18 protein-coding genes are annotated in these 18,630 nt (G+C 72.4%); 11 read left to right on the forward strand and 7 right to left on the reverse strand.

Features of this window, described 5'->3' with window-relative positions; translation table 11 throughout:
- Window positions 1-426: 426 nt before the first annotated feature.
- Together GA0070562_RS03315 and GA0070562_RS03320 are read left to right on the forward strand one after the other, a co-directional pair.
- Window positions 427-1,002, forward strand: a complete 576-nt coding sequence (locus GA0070562_RS03315) for a tetratricopeptide repeat protein (RefSeq protein ID WP_175438601.1) — start codon at window positions 427-429, stop codon at window positions 1,000-1,002.
- Window positions 1,003-1,114: 112 nt separating this feature from the next.
- On the forward strand, window positions 1,115-2,272 hold the full coding sequence (locus GA0070562_RS03320) for a glycosyltransferase (protein WP_217493402.1): 1,158 nt from the start codon (window positions 1,115-1,117) through the stop codon (window positions 2,270-2,272).
- Between the two features lie 30 nt (window positions 2,273-2,302).
- On the opposite strand, the gene GA0070562_RS03325 is transcribed toward GA0070562_RS03320, so the two are convergent.
- Window positions 2,303-3,982: a DNA repair helicase XPB gene (locus GA0070562_RS03325; protein ID WP_091414681.1), complete on the reverse strand. Its 1,680-nt coding sequence runs from the start codon at window positions 3,980-3,982 to the stop codon at window positions 2,303-2,305.
- 186 nt (window positions 3,983-4,168) lie between these two features.
- Here GA0070562_RS03325 and GA0070562_RS03330 point away from each other — a divergent pair, with 186 nt between their 5' ends.
- A complete protein-coding gene (locus tag GA0070562_RS03330) occupies window positions 4,169-5,044 on the forward strand; it encodes a L,D-transpeptidase family protein (protein ID WP_091414682.1) in 876 nt (291 codons plus the stop codon).
- Between the two features lie 135 nt (window positions 5,045-5,179).
- On the forward strand, window positions 5,180-5,416 hold the full coding sequence (locus GA0070562_RS03335; RefSeq protein WP_091414684.1) for a hypothetical protein: 237 nt from the start codon (window positions 5,180-5,182) through the stop codon (window positions 5,414-5,416).
- A gap of 1 nt (window position 5,417) precedes the next feature.
- Here the strand turns inward: GA0070562_RS03335 and GA0070562_RS03340 are convergent, their stop codons facing one another.
- Complete coding sequence (locus GA0070562_RS03340) at window positions 5,418-7,880, reverse strand: helicase-associated domain-containing protein (RefSeq protein ID WP_091414686.1); 2,463 nt, start codon at window positions 7,878-7,880, stop codon at window positions 5,418-5,420.
- Window positions 7,881-7,917: 37 nt separating this feature from the next.
- Here GA0070562_RS03340 and GA0070562_RS03345 point away from each other — a divergent pair, with 37 nt between their 5' ends.
- Window positions 7,918-8,541: an HAD family hydrolase gene (locus tag GA0070562_RS03345; RefSeq protein WP_091414687.1), complete on the forward strand. Its 624-nt coding sequence runs from the start codon at window positions 7,918-7,920 to the stop codon at window positions 8,539-8,541.
- A gap of 28 nt (window positions 8,542-8,569) precedes the next feature.
- On the forward strand, window positions 8,570-8,956 hold the full coding sequence (locus GA0070562_RS03350) for a cold-shock protein (protein WP_073826071.1): 387 nt from the start codon (window positions 8,570-8,572) through the stop codon (window positions 8,954-8,956).
- Here GA0070562_RS03350 and GA0070562_RS03355 read toward each other — a convergent pair.
- Together GA0070562_RS03355 and GA0070562_RS03360 are read right to left on the reverse strand one after the other, a co-directional pair.
- A complete protein-coding gene (locus GA0070562_RS03355) occupies window positions 8,917-9,747 on the reverse strand; it encodes a 1,4-dihydroxy-6-naphtoate synthase (RefSeq protein ID WP_091414689.1) in 831 nt (276 codons plus the stop codon). The two genes, GA0070562_RS03350 and GA0070562_RS03355, sit on opposite strands and share 40 nt — an antisense overlap.
- A 34-nt stretch (window positions 9,748-9,781) precedes the next feature.
- Entirely contained in the window at window positions 9,782-10,492 is a 711-nt protein-coding gene (locus tag GA0070562_RS03360; RefSeq protein ID WP_091414692.1) for a TetR/AcrR family transcriptional regulator, read from the reverse strand.
- Window positions 10,493-10,608: 116 nt separating this feature from the next.
- Here GA0070562_RS03360 and GA0070562_RS03365 point away from each other — a divergent pair, with 116 nt between their 5' ends.
- Entirely contained in the window at window positions 10,609-11,592 is a 984-nt protein-coding gene (locus GA0070562_RS03365) for an NAD(P)-dependent alcohol dehydrogenase (protein WP_091414695.1), read from the forward strand.
- A 57-nt stretch (window positions 11,593-11,649) separates the two neighbouring features.
- Here the strand turns inward: GA0070562_RS03365 and GA0070562_RS03370 are convergent, their stop codons facing one another.
- Together GA0070562_RS03370 and GA0070562_RS03375 are read right to left on the reverse strand one after the other, a co-directional pair.
- Window positions 11,650-12,330 (reverse strand): futalosine hydrolase, encoded by a 681-nt coding sequence (locus GA0070562_RS03370; RefSeq protein WP_091414697.1) that lies wholly within the window; start codon window positions 12,328-12,330, stop codon window positions 11,650-11,652.
- Window positions 12,327-13,940, reverse strand: coding sequence for an MFS transporter (locus GA0070562_RS03375; RefSeq protein ID WP_091414699.1), 1,614 nt, complete (start codon window positions 13,938-13,940; stop codon window positions 12,327-12,329). The genes GA0070562_RS03370 and GA0070562_RS03375 overlap by 4 nt, the downstream gene beginning before the upstream one ends.
- Window positions 13,941-14,027: 87 nt before the next feature.
- Between GA0070562_RS03375 and GA0070562_RS03380 the strand changes: the two genes are divergently transcribed.
- Entirely contained in the window at window positions 14,028-14,867 is an 840-nt protein-coding gene (locus GA0070562_RS03380; RefSeq protein ID WP_091414701.1) for a DUF3027 domain-containing protein, read from the forward strand.
- A 4-nt stretch (window positions 14,868-14,871) separates the two neighbouring features.
- Here the strand turns inward: GA0070562_RS03380 and GA0070562_RS03385 are convergent, their stop codons facing one another.
- Window positions 14,872-15,135, reverse strand: coding sequence for a DUF2530 domain-containing protein (locus tag GA0070562_RS03385; protein ID WP_091414704.1), 264 nt, complete (start codon window positions 15,133-15,135; stop codon window positions 14,872-14,874).
- Between the two features lie 94 nt (window positions 15,136-15,229).
- On the opposite strand from GA0070562_RS03385, the gene GA0070562_RS03390 reads away from it, so the two are divergent.
- From GA0070562_RS03390 to GA0070562_RS03400, 3 genes are all read left to right on the forward strand, one after another.
- Entirely contained in the window at window positions 15,230-16,711 is a 1,482-nt protein-coding gene (locus tag GA0070562_RS03390; protein WP_091414707.1) for an NCS2 family permease, read from the forward strand.
- Between the two features lie 61 nt (window positions 16,712-16,772).
- Window positions 16,773-17,222: a MarR family winged helix-turn-helix transcriptional regulator gene (locus GA0070562_RS03395; protein WP_175438602.1), complete on the forward strand. Its 450-nt coding sequence runs from the start codon at window positions 16,773-16,775 to the stop codon at window positions 17,220-17,222.
- Window positions 17,223-17,290: 68 nt separating this feature from the next.
- Complete coding sequence (locus GA0070562_RS03400; RefSeq protein ID WP_091414710.1) at window positions 17,291-18,577, forward strand: MFS transporter; 1,287 nt, start codon at window positions 17,291-17,293, stop codon at window positions 18,575-18,577.
- Window positions 18,578-18,630 lie beyond the last annotated feature (53 nt).

The raw sequence follows: 18,630 nt of genomic DNA on the forward strand, positions 1-18,630 counted from the left end.
GGTGTGACCGGCGCACAGGGTCCGCAGGGCTCGTCCGGTCCGCAGGGTCCGCAGGGTTTCCAGGGTGAGCAAGGGCCACAGGGTGTGACCGGCGCGCAGGGTCCGAGCGGCCCGCAGGGTCCACAGGGTGCCCAGGGTGTCCTGGCGGGCGTTCATGTCGTCTCTTCTGATGAGCCTGCGACCGGCTTCCAAAGCGTCAGCTGCCCCGCCGGCGAAGTGGCGACGGGCGGCGGCTACATCACCAACGGGACCGTGAACGTGGATGCCCCGCTCGTAGACGGAGATACGCCGGTCGGATGGCAGGCCAACTTCTTGGGGACAGAGCCCGGCCTCGTCTACGTCATCTGCGCGCCCGCCGCACCGTGATCGGCGAAGCACACATCCAGAATGATCGGCAGGAAGAGGAAGACAGTGAGAATGCGACAGGTGTTCGGCACACTTGCCTGCGGCTCCGTACTACTGGCTGGGGTGGGTGCGTGCAGTGACGACAAGACACCCGCAACGAAGGGATCCGGCGGGACCGTCGCTCCAGGGGCCGCACAGGGGGACCCGAAGGTCCTGCTCCAGGAAGGTATCGAGCAGGGTCAGGCCGGCAAGTCCGACGAGGCGAAGGCAACCTTCGAGAAGGTGGTCGCGCTTCAGGGGGACAACAAGTTCGCCTGGTTCAACCTCGGCTACCTCGCCCAGTCCCGTGACGCAACCGACGAAGCGGTGGCGGCCTACGACAAGGCGCTGCAGATCGACGGCTCCTACCGGCCCGCCCTCTACAACAAGGCGATCCTGTTGGAGGAGGCGGAGCCGGACGAGGCGGTCGCGCTGTACCGCAAGATCGTCGGTGCCGACGAGGGCGCTTCCACGGCGTACCTGCGGCTGGGGTTGATGCTCGTCAAGCAGAACGACCGGACGGGTGCCCGGAAGGCGTTCGCGTCGGCGATCGATGCAGATCCGAAGCTGGCATCGGCGGTCCCCGAGGACTTCCGCCCGCAGAAGGCAAAGAGGTGATCGCGTGGTGAAGGCGCCACACGTCACGGTTTTCACGGGTAGCAACCGGACCCGCTTCCTGGACGATTGTTTGCAGTCTCTGCTGGCGTAGACGTACGCGGACTGGGAATGGGTGGTCATTCTCAACCAGGGCACCCGGTGGCGCCCCGAGGCGAACGATCCACGGATCCGCCTCCTGGTGCGGGACGGGCTGTCCGGTGTCGGTGCGGTGAAGCGACAGGCCTGCGCCGAGGCGTACGGGGACATCCTCGTCGAACTCGACGACGACGACCTGCTCAGCAGCAACTGCCTGGCGGAGGTCGTGGCCGCCTTCGACGCGAACCCCGGGGTGGGCTTCGTCTACAGCGACACGGCCCAGATCTGCGAGGACGGCGGCCGGGACGACTCGCGGTTCGCCGCCGCGCACGGGTGGCGCTACCGCGACGAGCGGGTCGACGGGCGTGAGGTGTTGGCCTGCTACTCGCTGGAGCCGACGCCGCACAACGTCAGCTACATCTGGTACGCCCCGAACCACGTCCGGGCGTTCCGACGGGATCTGTACGAGAAGGTGGGCGGCTACAACGAGGAACTCGACGTGGCCGACGACCTGGACCTGATGTGCCGGCTGTACCAGGCGGCCGAGTTCCACCAGATCCCCAAGTGCCTTTACCTGCAACGGATGCACACCCGCAACACCCAGCGCGACCCTGAGGTCAACGCGCGCATCCAGCGGCGGTCCGTGGAGATTTACGACCGCAACATCCAGTTCAACGCGTTGGCCTGGGCGAAACGGCGGGACCTGCTGGCCCTGGACATGGGAGCGGCACACAACAAGCCGGAGGGGTTCCTCGGGCTGGATCGCCGCGCCGGAGACGGCGTGGACATCGTCTGTGACGTCACGAAGGGGATCGACCTGCCGGACAACAGCGTCGGGGTGATCCGGGCGGTCGACTTCCTCGAGCACGTCCCGGACAAGATCGGGATCTTCAACGAGTTGTACCGGGTCCTCGCCCCGAACGGGTTGCTGCTGTCCCTGACGCCCAGTTCGGACGGACGGGGCGCGTACCAGGACCCGACGCACGTCGCGTTCTACAACGAGAACTCGTTCTGGTATTTCACCAACGACCAGTACGCACGCTTCGTGCCGGAGATCCGCTGCCGATTCCAGGTGTCTCGCCTGGGCACGTACTTCCCGAGCGATTTCCACCAGGCGAACAACATCCCGTACGTCGTCGCAAACCTGATCGCGGTGAAGGACCAGACCCGAAACGGAGGTCTGTTGACGATCTGAGCGGACCAGCCGAACGGGCGCGACAAGATCTCAGTCGACGGTCGGCAACTTCGGGCCGAGGACGTCGTCGGCGTCGACAATCGTGTACGCGTACCCCTGCTCGGCCAGGAACCGCTGCCGGTGCGCCGCGTACTCGGTGTCGATGGTGTCCCGGGAGACCACCGTGTAGAAGTGCGCCTGCCGGCCGTCCGCCTTCGGGCGCAGCACCCGGCCCAGCCGCTGCGCCTCCTCCTGACGCGAGCCGAACGTGCCGGACACCTGGATAGCCACCGCCGCCTCCGGCAGGTCGATGGAGAAGTTCCCGACCTTGGAGATCACCAGGGTCCGCACCTCGCCGGAGCGGAACGCGTCGAACAGCCGCTCGCGCTCCTTGTTCGTGGTGGAGCCCTGCACGATCGGCGCGTCCAGGTATTCGCCGAGCTGGTGCAACTGGTCGAGGAACCCGCCGATGACGAGGACCTGCTCGGACGGGTGCCGGTCCACCAGCGCCCGCACCACAGGCAGCTTGGTGCGGGCGGTCGCCGCCATCCGGTAGCGCTCCTCGGCCTCCGCCGTCGCGTACGCCAGCCGCTCGGCGTCGGTGAGCGTCACCCGTACCTCGGTGCACTCCGCCGGGGCGATCCAGCCCTGCTGCTCGATGTCCTTCCACGGCGCGTCGTACCGCTTCGGGCCGATCAGGCTGAACACGTCGCCCTCCCGGCCGTCCTCGCGTACCAGCGTCGCGGTGAGGCCGAGCCGGCGGCGGGCCTGGAGGTCCGCCGTGAAGCGGAAGATCGGCGCGGGCAGCAGGTGCACCTCGTCGTAGACGACCAGGCCCCAGTCGCGGGCGCCGAACAGGTCCAGGTGGGTGAACGCGCCGCCGCGCCGCGCGGTGAGCACCTGGTACGTGGCGATGGTGACCGGGCGGATCTCCTTGCGCTCACCCGAGTACTCGCCGATCTCCTCCTCGGTCAGCGACGTGCGGGCGATCAGCTCCCGCTTCCACTGCCGTCCGGCCACCGTGTTGGTGACCAGGATCAGCGTGGTCGCCTTCGCCTCGGCCATCGCCGCCGCCCCGACGAGCGTCTTGCCGGCGCCGCAGGGCAGCACCACCACGCCGGACCCGCCGGCCCAGAACGCCTCGACGGCTTCCCGCTGGTACGACCGCAGCGTCCACGGCTTTCCGCCGTCCTTGCCGGACTCGGCCAGCTCGATCGGGTGCGCCTCGCCGTCCACGTACCCGGCCAGGTCCTCGGCCGGCCAGCCCAGCTTGAGCAGCGCCTGCTTGAGCCGCCCCCGCTCGGACGGGTGCACCGCGATGGTGTCGTCGTCCAGCTTCGCGCCGAGCATGCCGGCGAGCTTCTTGCTCTTCGCCACCTCGATCAGCACCACCCGGTCCAGCGCGCGCAGCACCAGGCCGTGCACCGGGTCGTTGGCGAGCTGGAGCCGGCCGTACCGGTCCATCGTCTCGGCCACGTCGACGAGCAGCCCGTGCGGCACCGGGTAGCGCGAGTACTTGATCAGCGAGTCGACCACGCCCTCGGCGTCGTGGCCGGCGGCCCGGGCGTTCCACAGGCCCAGCGGCGTGAGCCGGTAGGTGTGCACGTGCTCGGGGGAGCGTTCCAGCTCGGCGAACGGCGCGATCGCCATCCGGCATGCCTGCGCGTCGGGGTGATCCACCTCCAGCAGCAGCGTCTTGTCCGACTGCACGATCAGTGGTCCACCGCTCACGCCAGCGTCCTCTCGCATCGCCCGGAACCCCGCCGCCCGGTACCCCGTCGCCACCCCGGCTGACCTGCCGCAGGCCGACCATCCAGTGTTGCACGCCGGAGGGTGCCGCAAAAAGTCTCGCTGGACAGGCAACGTCATACTCGTCCCACACGTCTAGCAAGCGGGACAACTGTCCAGGGAGGGCCCATGCAGCGTGTCCGGATTCTCGCCCGGGCCACCGCCCTGGCAGTGGTCGTGCTGGTCGGTGTCGGCGCCTGCGCGCTCGATCCGCAGGCGGAAGGCGCCGGGGGGAGCACCCCCGGCCCGGTCGGGCTGACGGAGGGAGCATCGGGGGCGAGCGCGTCGCCAACGCCGGAACAGCCGGTCACGTCCCCGTCGGCGCAGCCGAGCCGGACGGCCTCGCCGAAACCCTCCCGGTCGCCCGAAGCGACGAAGACGACGAAGCCCAAGCCGAAGCCCAGCGCGTCCGCCGGGTGCCCGCAGGGGGAGCACCAGCGGGCCGTGGAGACCTACCTGACCCGGCTGGGCGGCTTCGGGACGCTGACAGTGGACGGCGAGCAGTCCGCCGCCGACTGCGCCGCGATCAAGAAGTTCCAGATCCGGTACGGGATCAGCCCGTCCTCCGGCCGTGCCGGCCCCACCACCTACGACGTGGCGAAGCGGCTCGCCGCCACCGACACCGCGCGATGCAAGACCGGTTCCCGGCTCACCTTCTGCGTCGACCTGACCCGGCAGACGGTCTGGGCGATGCGCGGCGGCACCGTGGTGATGGGCCCGACAGTCACCCGTACGGGCATGTCCGGCTACGCCACCCCGGCCGGCACGTACTCGGTGGGCCGGAAGAACCCGCGCGAGTGGTCCAACCCGTACGAGGTGTGGCTGCCGTACTGGCAGCAGTTCAACGGCGGGATCGGCTTCCACGAGACCACCACCTACCTGCACAACGGCGCGATCGGCTCGCACGGCTGCGTCAACCTGCTGCACCGCGACGCGGTGCGCCTGTGGGAGCTGGGCTCGGTCGGCACCCGCGTGGTCGTGATCGGCCGCCGCCCCGGCACCTGAACCGGCCGGCACGGCAGCCGAGCCCGCCCCTACCCGTGACCGGACCGCCCGGATCAGGGTTTTAACCCCTGTCCGCGCGCTCCGGTTGGTGCAACCCTGGAAGCCGGGTCCATGCCGGGACGGGGAGGGACTGTCATGACCGTTGACCAGGACGTGCTTCCCGAGGACGAGCGGACGCGGCAGCAGGAGGTGCCCACGGCGGTCCTGCTCGCCTATGCGGCCGCCGCAGCGGGGGTGTTCGGCTGGTTCCTGTTCGGGCTGCTGGTGCAGCAGCAGGGCTTCGTCGACTCGGTGGGCGAGTCGGCCGGTGCCGCGTTCGCGTTGCTGCTGGCCGTGTCGGTGATCGGCACGCTGCGGCGCAACGGGGAGTAGCTCACTCCTCCAGCACGGCGGCCGTGATCCGGTGCAGCGCGAACGTGTGCAGCATCTCCGTCCGGTCGTCCTCGGCGCGCAGGTAGCCGGCGCCGATGGACACCGGGCGGACCAGCCGGGACGCGGTCGCCCCGTGCGCGTCGACGTAGCCCACCCAGACCAGCGCCTTGTCCCGTACCGCCTGCTGGAGCACCGCCAGCGCGTCGCCGTGCCCGGACACGGGCGTGGGCCCACCCGCCGCCGGGGCGCCGCGGACCACCGCCGGGGCCCGCCGTGCCGCCCGGGCCGCCGCCTCGCCCCGGCGGATCTGCTCCACCACGCCGAGCAGGCGGGGCATCGGCAGCTTCGGCGTGGCGAGCGGATCCACGGCACGGCCGATCGCGGTACGGGTCGGCGCCCGCCGGGTCTTCGTCCGCGCCAGCACCATCGCTCCGCTGGCGTCCTCGGGCACCGGGGCGTACCCGGCGTCGCGCAACGCGGTCAGCATCCGGTTGACCTGATACGGCGTGACGAGCACCGTGGGCGCGAGCCGGCGGAACGCCAGCGGCTCCAGTCGCCGGTCCGCCTGCACCTCGCTGAGCAGCACCTCGTCGTCGCTGCGCACGTACGCGCCGGCCGCACCGACGCGCAGCCCGCCGTGCTTGCGGGCCACGTCGTCGACCAGATAGGTCAGGCCCTGCGGCACCGGGGTACGCGACCGGCGGCGGAACAGCGCGTGCAGGTCGTCCGCGGTGTACCCGGCGTCGAGCGCCCGCCGGATGCTCGCCGTGGTGACCCGGTGCACGCTGGCTCCGCCCGCCGACTCGTGTTCGGCCACCACGTCCAGCTCGCCGGCGAGCGCCGGGTCGGGCGGTCCGGGCACCACCACTGTCAGGTCGGCCTGCACCAGCACGTGGTCGACCGGCGCGGGCAGCAGCCCGTCCAGCGCCCGTACGGTCGTCGACGCGTCGCCCGACTCGGCGTCGGAGCGCAGCCCGAGCGGGTCGTCACCGCGCTCGTCGGCCTCGGTCAGCTCGGCGAGCAGCAGCCGCCCGTACGAGGTGAGCGCGCCGAGCCCGGTCACGCCCAGCGTGGCGGCCTCGGCCAGCACCTCCCGGTGCGCCGTCTCCCGCCCTCGGGCCCGCCGGGGCGCGCGCCAGTCCAGCAGCTCCAGCACCTCGTCGGTGGTCGGTGCGGTACCGGGTGGCAGGTCGGCCAGCACGGCCAGCACCGCGCGCCGGGCGGCCGGCGCGCCGGCCCGTTCCGCCTCGGCGGAGAGCACCGAGATGGGCCGGTCCCGGTCGTCGCGCTGCCCGATCAGGCCGGCCTGGCGGGGCATCGACATCCAGGCGCGGGCGAGCTGCTCCCAGCGCTGGGCCAGCGACACCGCGCGCCACACCTCGTACCCGCCGGTGGGCAGGATCTGCTGGTCGCCGCCGTACCGGGTGGTGGCCGCGCCGGTCAGCTCCATCTCCCCGGTCAGCCCGGCCGCGTACGCCACCTCGAACAGCAGCGCGGTGGCCGGCTCGTCCAGCCCGAGGCCACGGGCGAGCCGCCGCAGGTCGCGTACGCCGACGCCACCGGAACGCAGCACCGGCGCCGGCTCCGCGGTCAGCGCCTCCAGCATCGCCTCGGTGTGCCGGACCACCTCCATGGTCTGCCCGGCCCCGGCCGAGTCGACGGACTTGACCTCGCGGGGCGGGCCGGAGACCACCGGCGGGCTGGTGCGCAGCGGGCCGAGCGGGCCGGAGTCGCGGCGCAGCACCAGCCCCACCTCACGGGGCAGCTCGACGGTGCCGTTGCGGCCGCCCGACATTCGCACCAGCAGCCGGTGCTCGACGAGCCAGCGGATCGGGGAGCCGGTCGGCGCTCCGCCGTTGACCAGGTCGGGCGGGAGCACGTCCTCGGCGCCGGTGGCGGGGGCCTCCAGCGCACCGGGGGCCACGGTCCCGACCGGCGGCCCGGCGGCGAGCCGGTCCAGGACCGCCCGGGCCGAGGGCGGCGCGGACAGCAGCGTCCGCCGCAGCTTCGCCGGGTCCGCGCAGAGCGCCGCCGCGCGCGGGTCCAGCTCCGCCGCCGGTCGGCCCAGCCCCGCCGGGTACGGGGACACCTCGTCGATGCCGCCGGCCACGCACAGGTCGTGCTCGGGGCCGTACAGCAGGAACCGGGCCCGGAGCCGGTCGACGGCGGCGCGGACCGCCGTCGGTGCGGGCGGCTGCGGCCCGGCGGTGGCCATGGCCAGGATCTGGTCGGTGGAGGTGGCGCCCTCGGGGCCCCGGGTGAGCCGGGCGGCGTCGAGGATCTGGAGGGTGAACTGGTCCAGCCCGTCGAGCGCCCGGGCCACGGAGACCCGGGACTGGGCGCGCAGGGCGAGGGCGGACACGTCGGCCGGCACCGGCACGACGAGGTCCGGCCGCAGCTGGAGCAGGGCGGCAAGCGACTCGTCGGGGAGGGCCCGCAGGTGGTCGGCGAGTGAGGTGGTCATCGTCGTACCACGCTAGCCCGCTGGGTAGGTTCTCGGCATGCCTCCGCTGATGGTCGGCTTCGACCTCGACATGACCCTGGTCGACTCCCGCCCCGGGATCGCCGCCGCGTTCCGGGCGCTGACCGCGCGCACGGGCGTGCACGTGGACGGGGAACTGGCCGTCTCGCGGCTGGGCCCGCCGCTGCGTACCGAGCTGGCGCACTGGTTCCCGCCGGAGCGGGTGGAGGAGGCGGTGACGCTCTACCGGGAGCTGTATCCGGCGTACGCGATCACCCCGACCGTGCCGATGCCGGGTGCGGAGGCCGCGCTGCGCGGGGTGCAGGCGCGCGGCGGCCGGACGATGGTGGTGACGGCGAAGATGGGCCGGCTGGCGAAGCTGCACCTGGACCACCTCGGGCTGCCCGTGGACGAGCTGGCCGGGGACGTGTTCGCCGAGCAGAAGGCGGTCGCGTTGCGGGAGCACGGCGCGACGCTGTACGTGGGCGACCACGTGGCCGACATGGCCGCCGCGCGGGCCGCGGGAATCCCGGGCGTGGCAGTGGCGACCGGCCCCTGCTCGGCCGCCGAACTGACCGAGGCCGGGGCGTACCTGGTGCTTGATGATCTCGTCGAATTCCCGAGGGCGCTGGACCGGATCATCGGGCTAGCCTTGGAGGGGTAGACGGTTCGAGTGGAGCGGGGTTCAACAGGTGCCGACGGGTCGAGTGAAGTGGTACGACGCCGCCAAGGGGTACGGGTTCGTCACCAGTGACGAGGGTGGCGACGTGTTCCTGCCGAAGGGCGCGCTACCGGCGGGTGTCGCCGACCTGAAGGGTGGCCAGCGGGTCGATTTCAGCGTGGTGGACAGCCGGCGGGGCGCCCAGGCGATGGGGGTCAAGCTGCTGGAGGCCCCGCCGTCGGTGGCGGAGCTGCGCCGCCGGCCGGCGGAGGAACTTCACGGCCTGGTGGAAGACATGATCAAGGTGCTGGAGGCGAAGGTGCAGCCGGACCTGCGCCGGGGTCGCTTCCCGGACCGCAAGGCCGCCCAGAAGATCGCTCAGCTGGTCCACGCGGTGGCGCGCGAGCTGGAGGTCTGAGGCACGAGCCCGGCGTCGGCGGCCCGGCCCAGCAGCGCCTCCACGGCGGCGAAGCCGGCCCCTCCCAGGTCGGCGGTGAACTCGTTGACGTAGAGGCCGATGTGCCGGTCCACCACGTCGGGCTCCATCTCCTGCGCGTGCGCGAGGACGTACTCGCGGCTGGCCTCCGGGTCGGCCCACGCCTGGCGTACCGACTCGCGGATCCACGCGGCGGCCTCGACCGGGTCGAGAGCGCCCCGGCGGGCCAGGATCGCGCCGAGCGGGATCGGTAGCCCGGTGTCGCCCTCCCACCACTCGCCCAGGTCGACCAGAGCGGTCAGCCCGTGCCGCGGGTAGGTGAAGCGCGCCTCGTGGATGACCAGGCCCGCGTCGTACCGGCCGGCGGCCACGCCCGGCATGATCTCGTGGAACGGCACCACCTCGATGCGCGCCGGGGCCTGGTCGGCCGCCCAGAGGCGGAACAGCAGGTACGCGGTGGTCCGCTCGCCGGGCACCGCCACCGTCGCGCCGGACAGGTCGGTCCGGTCACCCCGGGTCAGCACCAGCGGGCCGCAGCCGCGGCCCAGCGCGCCGCCGCAGGGCAGCAGGTGGTAGTCGTCGAGCAGCCAGGGCAGCGCGGCGTAGCTGACCTTCACCAGGTCGAACGCGCCCCGCTCGGCGGCGGTGTTCGTGATGTCGACGTCCGCGTAGGTCACCTCCACCGGCGGCGCACCCGGCACCCGGCCGTGCACCAGGGCGTCGAAGACGAACGTGTCGTTGGGGCAGGGGGAGATCGCCAGGGAGAGCGCCACGGTCCCACCGTAACCCCGGCGCCCGGCCCGCCCGTCACGGCGTCCGGTGTGACGTCCAGCCGTCCCGGTGCAGCCGTTCGATGCCGTCCAGCAGCAGGTCCAGCGCGAACTCGAACTCGAACTGGTCGTCGCAGCCCGGCCCGACGACGGAGTCGCCGTCGTGGGACGCCGCCGTGGCGATGGCCGCGAGGTTGGGAAAGCGGGCGGCCATCTCCGGCGGCAGATCGGCCGGCGCCTCGGGCACCGTCGCGCCGGACCGGCCGGCCTGCCGGGAGGCGTCGAACAGTTCCTGGCTGAAGCCCAGCACCCGGCTGCCCAGCGCGTGCATGACGTGGTGGGCCAGGTCGGTGGAGAACCCGCCCGCCCGCAACGCGCCGACAGTCGAGTCGAGGTAGGCGAGCACGGCCGGTGTGGCCATGGCCCGGGACTCGATCGCCAGCGAGGCCCAGGGGTGGCGGAGCAGCATCCGCCGCGCCGACAGGACGCGGCGGCGGATCGCCTGCTTCCAGTCGCCGGCGGCCGGCGGGTCGATCTCCGCGACGACGATGTCGATCATGCCGTCGAGCAGTTCGTCCTTGTTGGCGACGTGTTTGTACAGGGCCATCGGCACGACGCCCAGATCCTGCGCGAGGTTGCGCATGCTGAGCGACTCGATCCCGGTCCGGTCGGCGAGCGCGACGGCGGCACGCAGGACGCGATCCCTGGTCAGGGGTGCCCGGCGCACCGTCTCCACCCGCTCAGCCATGTCGTCCCCAGTCCTCCCGGTGGCCGTTGACACAGTAACCGCCTTGACTGGTGTACGCCGTACACCTAGCCTGGTCCCATCAGGGTGTACGCCGTACACCAGGGAGGGAGTGGGACATGAAGGCGATCGTCCAGGACCGGTACGGCCCCCCGGAGACACTCATGCTCGCCGACGTCGAGACGCCCGCGCCCGGCCCCGGTGACGTCCTCGTCCGGGTCGAGGCCGCCGCGTTGAACGCGTACGACTGGCACGTCATGCGCGGCGACCCCCGGCTGTCGCGGCTGGCGCTCGGCCTCGGGCGGCCCCGGGCCCGCGTCCGTGGCCGCGACTTCGCCGGCCGGGTCCAGGCCGTCGGCGCCCAGGTGCGGCAGGTACGCCCCGGCGACGCCGTCTTCGGCGACCTGGGCGAGGCCGACGGCGCGTTCGCCGAGTACGTGCGCGTACCCGAGCACCTGGTCGCGCCGCGTCCGGCGAACCTGACGCCGGCGCAGGCGGCGGCCCTGCCGCTGGCAGGCGTCACCGCGCTCCAGGGGCTGCGCGACGCCGGGCAGGTCCGGCCCGGTCACCGCGTCCTGATCAACGGGGCCTCCGGCGGCGTCGGCACGCTCGCCGTCCAGCTGGCGAAGGCGCTCGGCGCGACGGTTACCGGCGTGTGCAGCACCCGCAACGTCGCGCTGGTCCGCTCGCTCGGCGCGGACCACGTGGTCGACTACACCCGCGACGACTTCACCGGCGCGGGAGACCGCCACGACGTGGTGTTCGACCTGGTCGGCAACCGCTCCCTGACCGCGCTGCGGCGCGCGCTCACGCCGGCCGGGACGCTCGTGCTCTCCGGCGGCGGCGTCTACCGCGGCGGCAGCCTGCTCGGCCCGATCGGGCTGCTGGCGCGGGGACGGCTGCTGGCGCCGTTCGTCCGGCAGCGCGTCGTCGTCCTCGCCACGTCACCCGGCCGGGCGCACCTCGACGCGCTGCGCGAGCACGCCGAGGCCGGCCGCCTCACGGCGGTCGTCGACCGCACCTACGCGCTGCACGAGGTGCCCGAGGCCGTCCGCTACCTCGAAGCCGAGCACGCGCGAGCCAAGGTCGTCATCACGGTCTGAGGCCGTCCGTCCCCAGCCCGACGAGTTGTCCACAGGCTTGTCCACAGGTGGACAAGATCAGTGGAGGGCGGCAGCGGCGGCGGTGAGCGCGGTGAACGCCTCGCGCATGCGCCACGCGCTCCGGTCGCGCGGGCCGATCGGGTTGGAGACGGTCCGCAGCTCGGCGAAGGGCACACCGGCCTGGGCGGCGGCGACCGCCACGCCGTACCCCTCCATGGCCTCGGCCACCGCGTCCGGGTGCCGTTCGGCGAGCGCCGCGGTGCTGGCGGCGGTGCCGGTCACCGTGCTGACGGTGAGCACCGTGCCGACCGTGGCCCCCGGCAGCGCGGCGCGCAGACGGGCCAGCAGGCCCGGATCGGCGGGCACGGTCCGGCCGCCGCCCAGCAGCTCGGGAGGCATGCCCAGGTCCTCCACCGGGATGAAACCGGCCGGCGACTCGGCGCCGAGGTCGGCGGCGACGCTGCGGTCGGCGAGCACCGTGCCGCCCACCGCGACCCGGCCGGCGAACCCACCGGCGATGCCCGCGCTGACCACCGCCCGGTACGGCCGCCCGGCCGCCTCGGCCAGCGCCAGCAGCCGTGCCGTGGCGGCCCCGGCGACGGCCGGGCCGACCCCGACGGGCAGCACCGTCACATCCGGCGGAGTCACGCGCGATGTCGTCCGGTCCGGTGCGGTGAGCCCGGCACGGATCGCCTCGGCCTCGGCCGGCACGGCCGTGACCACGAGCAAGCCGCTCACGCCACCGGACCCCGGGGATCGCGCCGCTCGGTGTCCTCCACGGCGCCGGGACCGCCCACCGAGGAGGAGGGCCGGTAGATGTGGAAGCCGGGCGGCGCCAGCCCGTCGTCGTCCGGCGGGCCGGCGCGTTGGGGCGCCGGTGACGTGGGCGCCGGATCGTCGAACGAGGTGGCGGCCGGTTCCTCGGCCCGGGTGGCCTGCTCCGCCGCCAGCTCCTGGTCGCCGAGCGGACGGCCGACCAGGTGCTCACCGCGCAGCTTGCCCGCGACCAGCACCCCGCGTACGGCCACCAGCGCGGCCACCGCGGCGGCGACCGTCACGCCGATCAGGCCGGTGAACGGCACCAGCCCGAGCCCGCCCCCGGCCACGAACGCCAGCATCAGCGCGGTCTCCGAGTGCGCGAACGAGCTGGCGCGCAGCCGCTCCGGGATGCGTTCCTGGATCGAGGCGTCCACGGCGAGCTTGGCGATCCCGCTCATCATCGCGGCCACCAGGCAGAGCAGCCCCACCATGGGCAGCGAGAACTTCAGCGCGGCGAGCACCGCCACACCGGCCACCACGATCGTGCCGCTGGACTGGAGCGCTGTCGGCCGGTGGATGCGCAGCCGGGTGCCGATCGCGGTGGCCAGGAACGTGCCGACCGCCAGCGCGCCGCCGACCAGGCCCAGCGCGCCCTGGGCGCCGAGGTCGCGGCCGAAGAAGTCGGTGGTCAGGTCACCGGCCTTGATCGCGAAGGCCAGGAACAGCAGTAGGAAGCCGTAGAGCCCGCGCAGCGCCGCCGCGCCGATCAGCGTGGCGATCACCAACCGGCCGCTGGGACGGCCCCGGCCCAGCGGGCGCTCGCCGTCGCGGCGGCGCAGTGCGCGCAGCGGGTGCGGCATCCGCTCCGGCGGCTCGGAGTCGGCCTTCGGCGGCAGCCGGAGCGAGATCACCATGCCGATCAGGAAGATCACCGAGGCGACCCGCAGCGGCCACTGCGGCCCGAACCAGAACGCGGCCAGCCCGATCGGCGCGACGAGCGCACCGGCCACCGTGCCGTAGACGCTCGCGCGCGCCCCGACCTGGGACAGGCCCAGCCCTTCGGGGAGCAGCCGGGGGACCGCCGCCGAGCGGGCCACCCCGTACGCCCGGGAGAGCGCGAGCACGCCGAACGCCGCCGGGTAGAGCCCGAAGCCGCCGATGTAGTCGGAGATCAGCCAGGCCAGGAACGCCCGGCCCAGCATGGTGGCGGCGAGCGCGTACCGCCGGCCGTGGCGGAAGTGGTCGAGCAGCGGGCCGACCACCGGGGCGAGCATGGCGAACGGGACCATGGTCACCAGCAGGTAGAGGGCGACCTTGTTGCGGGCCTCGCCCAGCGGCACGTCGAAGAAGATCGTCCCGGCCAGGCCGATGGCGATGAGGGTGTCGCCGGCGCAGGAGAGCGCGTGCAGGTCGAACAGGCGGACCATGCCCACCTCGTTGCCGGCACTGCGGGCCCGGGCGGTGCCGGCCCGCCGGGTCATCCAGCGCCCGCCGTGCAGCGAGCCCCGCAGCAGCAGCCGGGTGGCGCGGATGGCGGTGCCGACGGTCCGCCCGAGGAAGGAGCGGCCGGAGCGGGAGGACAGCGCCATGCGTCCCATCCTCGCCCATCCGCTCGGCGTGTGCCGCATCACCCGGAGACAATGACTCCGGGGAGTGCCTGTCGCCCGTGGACGGGCATGGGGAACAATGGTCGGGTGACCAGGCCCGCCTCCGCCCGCGCTCCCCGGCTCGACCAGGTTTGCGCCGCCGCCGTCGAGGTGGCCCGCGACGCGATCACCGAGGTGGAGCCGACCGACATCGGCGATCATCTCCAGGCGGTCGCCGAGGGTGACCGGGTGGTCACCCACTACTTCGAATGCCGGATGGCCGGTTACCGCGGCTGGCGCTGGGCCGTCACGGTGACCCGGGTGCCGCGCAGCCGGCACGTCACCATCTGCGAGACGGTGCTGCTGCCCGGCCCGGACGCGCTGCTCGCTCCGGGCTGGCTGCCCTGGCAGGAGCGGCTCAAGCCGGGCGACCTGGGTCCGGGCGACCTGCTGCCCACCCCGGCCGACGACGAGCGGCTCGCCCCCGGCTACCTGCTCTCCGACGACCCGGCCGTGGAGGAGGCCGCCTGGGAGCTGGGCCTGGGCCGGGCCCGGGTGCTGTCCCGGGAGGGCCGCGCCGAGGCCGCCCAGCGCTGGTACGACGGCGACCACGGCCCGGACGCCGCGATCTCGGTCGCCGCGCCGGCCGCCGCCCGCTGCGGCACCTGCGGTTTCTACCTGCCGCTCGCCGGTTCGCTGCGCCTGGCGTTCGGCGCCTGCGGCAACTTCTACGCCCCGGACGACGGCCGGGTGGTGAGCGCCGACCACGGGTGCGGCGCGCACTCGGAGACGATGATCGAAGCGGCCGAGACGTCCGTCGACGAGCTGCCCACGGTGTACGACGACAGCGCGGTCGAGGCGATGACCGTCAGCCGGGCCCCGGGCTCGGTGGCGACGGCCGAGCCGGCGGAGCCGTACGGCCACCCCTGACGGGTCAGGGCTGTCGCTGTGCGGCGGCCGCGCGGCGGCGACGCCGGTTGGCGTCGTGCCGCATCATCGTCGCCAGGCCGGGGAAGCCCCACAGGAAACCGGCCAGGCAGGTCCAGAGCCAGTTCTGACGCCCGGATTCGGTGAGCCAGTCCCGGAAGAAGGCCAGTAGCACCAGGCCGGCCACCGCCCAGGCGATCAGCCCGGCGACGGCGAACGGCACCATCGGCGGGTCGAGCGGCTCCGGCCGCGGCTGTTGCTCCTGTGACACGGGCCCAGCGTACGTGATCGTTCTTCCCTGTCTGCCAGGTGATCTGGGACGATGCGCGCGACAAAACCCGGCCGATGACCTAGATGAGGACCCGATGTCCATTGCTCCGCCGCCGGATCACGGCACGCCGCCCGATCCCGCGCATCCACGTAACGCCTTCGACCGCTTCTTCCTGATCTCGGAGCGTGGGTCCACGCTGAGCCGGGAGCTGCGAGGCGGTTTCGCCACGTTCTTCACGATGGCGTACATCGTGGTGTTGAACCCGCTGATCCTGGGCAGCGGGAAGGACGGCGACGGCCGTTCGCTGGCCATTCCGGCGCTCGCCGCGGCGACGGCGCTGGTCGCCGGTTTGATGACCATCCTGATGGGTGTGGTGGCCCGGTTCCCGATCGCGCTCGCGGCCGGCCTGGGCGTGAACGCGCTCGTCGCCTACGAGATCGCGCCGCAGATGACCTGGGCGGACGCGATGGGCCTGGTGGTCATCGAGGGTGTGCTGATCGGCATCCTGGTGCTCACCGGACTGCGTACCGCTGTGTTCCGCTCGGTGCCGACGCAGCTCAAGACCGCGATCGGCGTCGGTATCGGTCTGTTCCTGACGATCATCGGCCTGGTCGACGCCGGTTTCGTCCGGCGCGTGCCGGACGCGGCGAACTCCACGGTGCCGGTCGGGCTGGGCATCAACGGCAAGATCGTCAGCTGGCCGATGCTCGTCTTCGTGGTCGGCCTGCTGATCACGCTGGTCCTGGTGGTACGCCGGGTCCGGGGCGCGATCCTGATCGGCATCCTGGCCTCCACCGTGCTGGCCATCGTGGTCGAGGCGATCGCCAACGTCGGCCCGTCCTTCGTCGACGGCAAGCCGAACCCGAAGGGCTGGGCGCTGAACGTGCCCGAGCTGCCCAAACAGATCGTGGACCTGCCCGACCTGTCGTTGCTGGGCCAGTTCAACGTGCTCAACTCGTGGAGCCGGGTCGGCTGGCTGGTGCCGCTGATGTTCATCTTCACGCTGCTGATCACGGACTTCTTCGACACCATGGGCACGATGGTCGCGATCGGCCAGGAGGGGGACATGCTCGACGAGACGGGCACCCCGCCGAAGGCCAAGGAGATCCTGCTCGTCGACTCGATCGCCGCCGCCGCGGGTGGCGCCGCCTCGGTGTCCAGCAACACGTCGTACATCGAGAGCGCCGCAGGTGTCGCGGAGGGCGCCCGGACCGGGGTGGCCAACCTGGTCACCGGCGCGTTGTTCCTGCTCGCCATGTTCCTGGCGCCGCTGTCGCTGATCGTGCCGTTCGAGGCCGCCTCGACGGCGCTGGTGGTGGTCGGCTTCCTGATGATGACGGCGGTCCGCACGATCGACTGGACCGACTACGAGATCGCCATCCCGGCGTTCCTCACCATCGCGCTCATGCCGTTCACCTATTCGATCTCCAACGGCATCGGGGCCGGCGTGATCAGCTTCGTGCTGCTGAAGGTGGCGAAGGGTAAGGCCCGCGAGGTCCACCCGCTCCTGTACGGGGTCGCCGTGCTGTTCATCGTGTACTTCCTGCGCGGGCCGGTCGAGTCCGTGTTGCTCTGACGCTGGTGAGCCTGGTCATAACGCATGTCGTTAGCCAGGCTCATTAGTTAAGCTAACGAGTGTGACGGAGCGGACGGTGACGGCGAAACGCGTGCCACCGGCGCAGCTGGCCCCTCAGCTGCGAAATGCGATCACCCGGCTCAACCGGCGGGTCCGACAGGCCCGGCCGGTCGGCGACCTCACGGTCACCCAGCTGTCGGCGCTCACCAGCCTCAATCTGGCGGGCGCCCTCACGCCGCGGGAACTGGCTGATGTCGAACGGGTGCAGCCGCCCACGATGACGAAGATCGTCTCGAAGTTGGAGGAGCGCGGCCTCGTGCAGCGTACCCCCCACCCGACCGACGGACGGCAGGTCATCCTGGCGGCGACCGAAGGGGGAAGGGCCGTGCTCGAACAGTTCGATCAGGCCCGTGACGAGTGGCTGGCCACCCGGCTGGCCGCGCTGACCGAGGACGAACGCGAAACGCTACGGCGGGCCGCGGACATCCTCCAGGGCATCGCTCGCGCCTGACACCGCCGCCCGCGGTTCGCTTCGTCAGCTGTGGATGAAGCGTACCGACGCAAGGAGGCGCACCTAGAGTGCAGGCCAAGCTGAGCACGATGTTCCAGTCCCTACGAGTCCGAAACTATCGACTCTTCGCCACCGGACAGCTGATCAAACTGATCGGCGTCTGGATGATGTTCATCGCCCAGGACTGGCTCGTCCTTGAGCTCAGCGACAACTCCGCGACCGCGCTCGGCGTGGTCACCGCGTTGCAGTTCACGCCCGTACTCCTGCTCACGCTGCTGTCCGGCCGGCTCGCCGACCGCTACGACAAGCGGATGCTGCTCTTCGTCGCCAACGCGTTCTGGACCGTGCTCGCGCTGGGCATGAGCGTCCTGGTCCTCACCGGCCTGGTGCAGCTCTGGCACGTCTTCACGTTCGCCGCCCTGCTCGGCGTCGCCAACGCGGTCGAGACGCCGGTCCGCCAGGCGTTCGTCTCCGAGCTGGTCGGCATGCCGCTGCTGCCGAACGCGCTCTCGCTCAACGCAGCCGTGTTCAACTCCGCCCGGATCGTCGGCCCCGCCGTCGCCGGTCTGGCCATCGCCGTCGTCGACGTCGGCCCGGTCTTCCTGGTCACCGCGCTCAGCTCGATCGCCCCGCTGGTCAACGTGGTCCGGATGCGTACCGACGAGTTGCACCGCAAGGACCTGCCGCCGGTCGGCGAGCGGGACCAGGCCCGGGTGGTCGACGGCCTCCGGTACGTGGCACGCCGCCCCGACATCCTGCTGCCGATGGTCCTCATGTCGGTGATCGGGATGAGCCTGTTCAACTTCCAGCTCACCCTCGCCGCGCTCGCGAAGACCGTGTTCAACACCGGTGCCGCCTCGTTCGGCCTGTTCAGCACCGCCCTCGCGGCCGGCGCGCTGGTCGGGGCGCTGGCCGGCACCGGACGGCGCAGCCGGCCCTCGGTCTGGCTCGTGCTCGGCGCCGCGATCGGCTGCGCGGTCTTCGGCACGCTCGTCGGGCTCGCTCCGGCGTACTGGCTGGTCGTGACGCTGCTGCTGCCCGCCGGGTTCTTCATGATCTACTTCGCCCAGGCCGCCAACCAGCGCGTACAGCTCGGTGTCGACGCGTCCTTCCGGGGACGGGTGATGGCGCTGTGGGTGCTGGTGTTCCTGGGCACCAACCCGGTCGGCGCGCCGCTGATCGGCTGGGTCGCCGAGAAGTACGGCGCGGGCGCGAGCATCTGGGCCGGCGGTCTGATCTCGCTCACCGCCGCGCTGCTGGCGCTCACCTGGCAGCTGCGCCGCTCCGGCGCCCGGCTGCGCATGCGGGTGCTGCCCATGCCCCGCTTCTACGTGGTGTCGCCCGGAGCCAAGTAGCCCCACATAGCCGGTCGTACCGGCCCGATTACCCAAACGGGTGGCGGGCCGGT

Origin of the sequence: Micromonospora tulbaghiae, from assembly GCF_900091605.1 — a bacterium.
GTDB classification, from domain to species: Bacteria; Actinomycetota; Actinomycetes; order Mycobacteriales; family Micromonosporaceae; genus Micromonospora; species Micromonospora tulbaghiae.

Bases quoted from the DNA above. Each gene is read 5' to 3' on its own strand.
- GA0070562_RS03335 (WP_091414684.1), top strand. From the start codon at position 5,180: ATGACCGTTGACCAGGACGTGCTTCCCGAGGACGAGCGGACGCGGCAG.
- GA0070562_RS03345 (WP_091414687.1), top strand. From the start codon at position 7,918: ATGCCTCCGCTGATGGTCGGCTTCGACCTCGACATGACCCTGGTCGAC.
- GA0070562_RS03330 (WP_091414682.1), top strand. From the start codon at position 4,169: ATGCAGCGTGTCCGGATTCTCGCCCGGGCCACCGCCCTGGCAGTGGTC.
- GA0070562_RS03380 (WP_091414701.1), top strand. From the start codon at position 14,028: ATGGGGAACAATGGTCGGGTGACCAGGCCCGCCTCCGCCCGCGCTCCC.
- GA0070562_RS03390 (WP_091414707.1), top strand. From the start codon at position 15,230: ATGTCCATTGCTCCGCCGCCGGATCACGGCACGCCGCCCGATCCCGCG.
- GA0070562_RS03375 (WP_091414699.1), bottom strand. From the start codon at position 13,940: ATGGCGCTGTCCTCCCGCTCCGGCCGCTCCTTCCTCGGGCGGACCGTC.
- GA0070562_RS03360 (WP_091414692.1), bottom strand. From the start codon at position 10,492: ATGGCTGAGCGGGTGGAGACGGTGCGCCGGGCACCCCTGACCAGGGAT.
- GA0070562_RS03340 (WP_091414686.1), bottom strand. From the start codon at position 7,880: ATGACCACCTCACTCGCCGACCACCTGCGGGCCCTCCCCGACGAGTCG.
- GA0070562_RS03365 (WP_091414695.1), top strand. From the start codon at position 10,609: ATGAAGGCGATCGTCCAGGACCGGTACGGCCCCCCGGAGACACTCATG.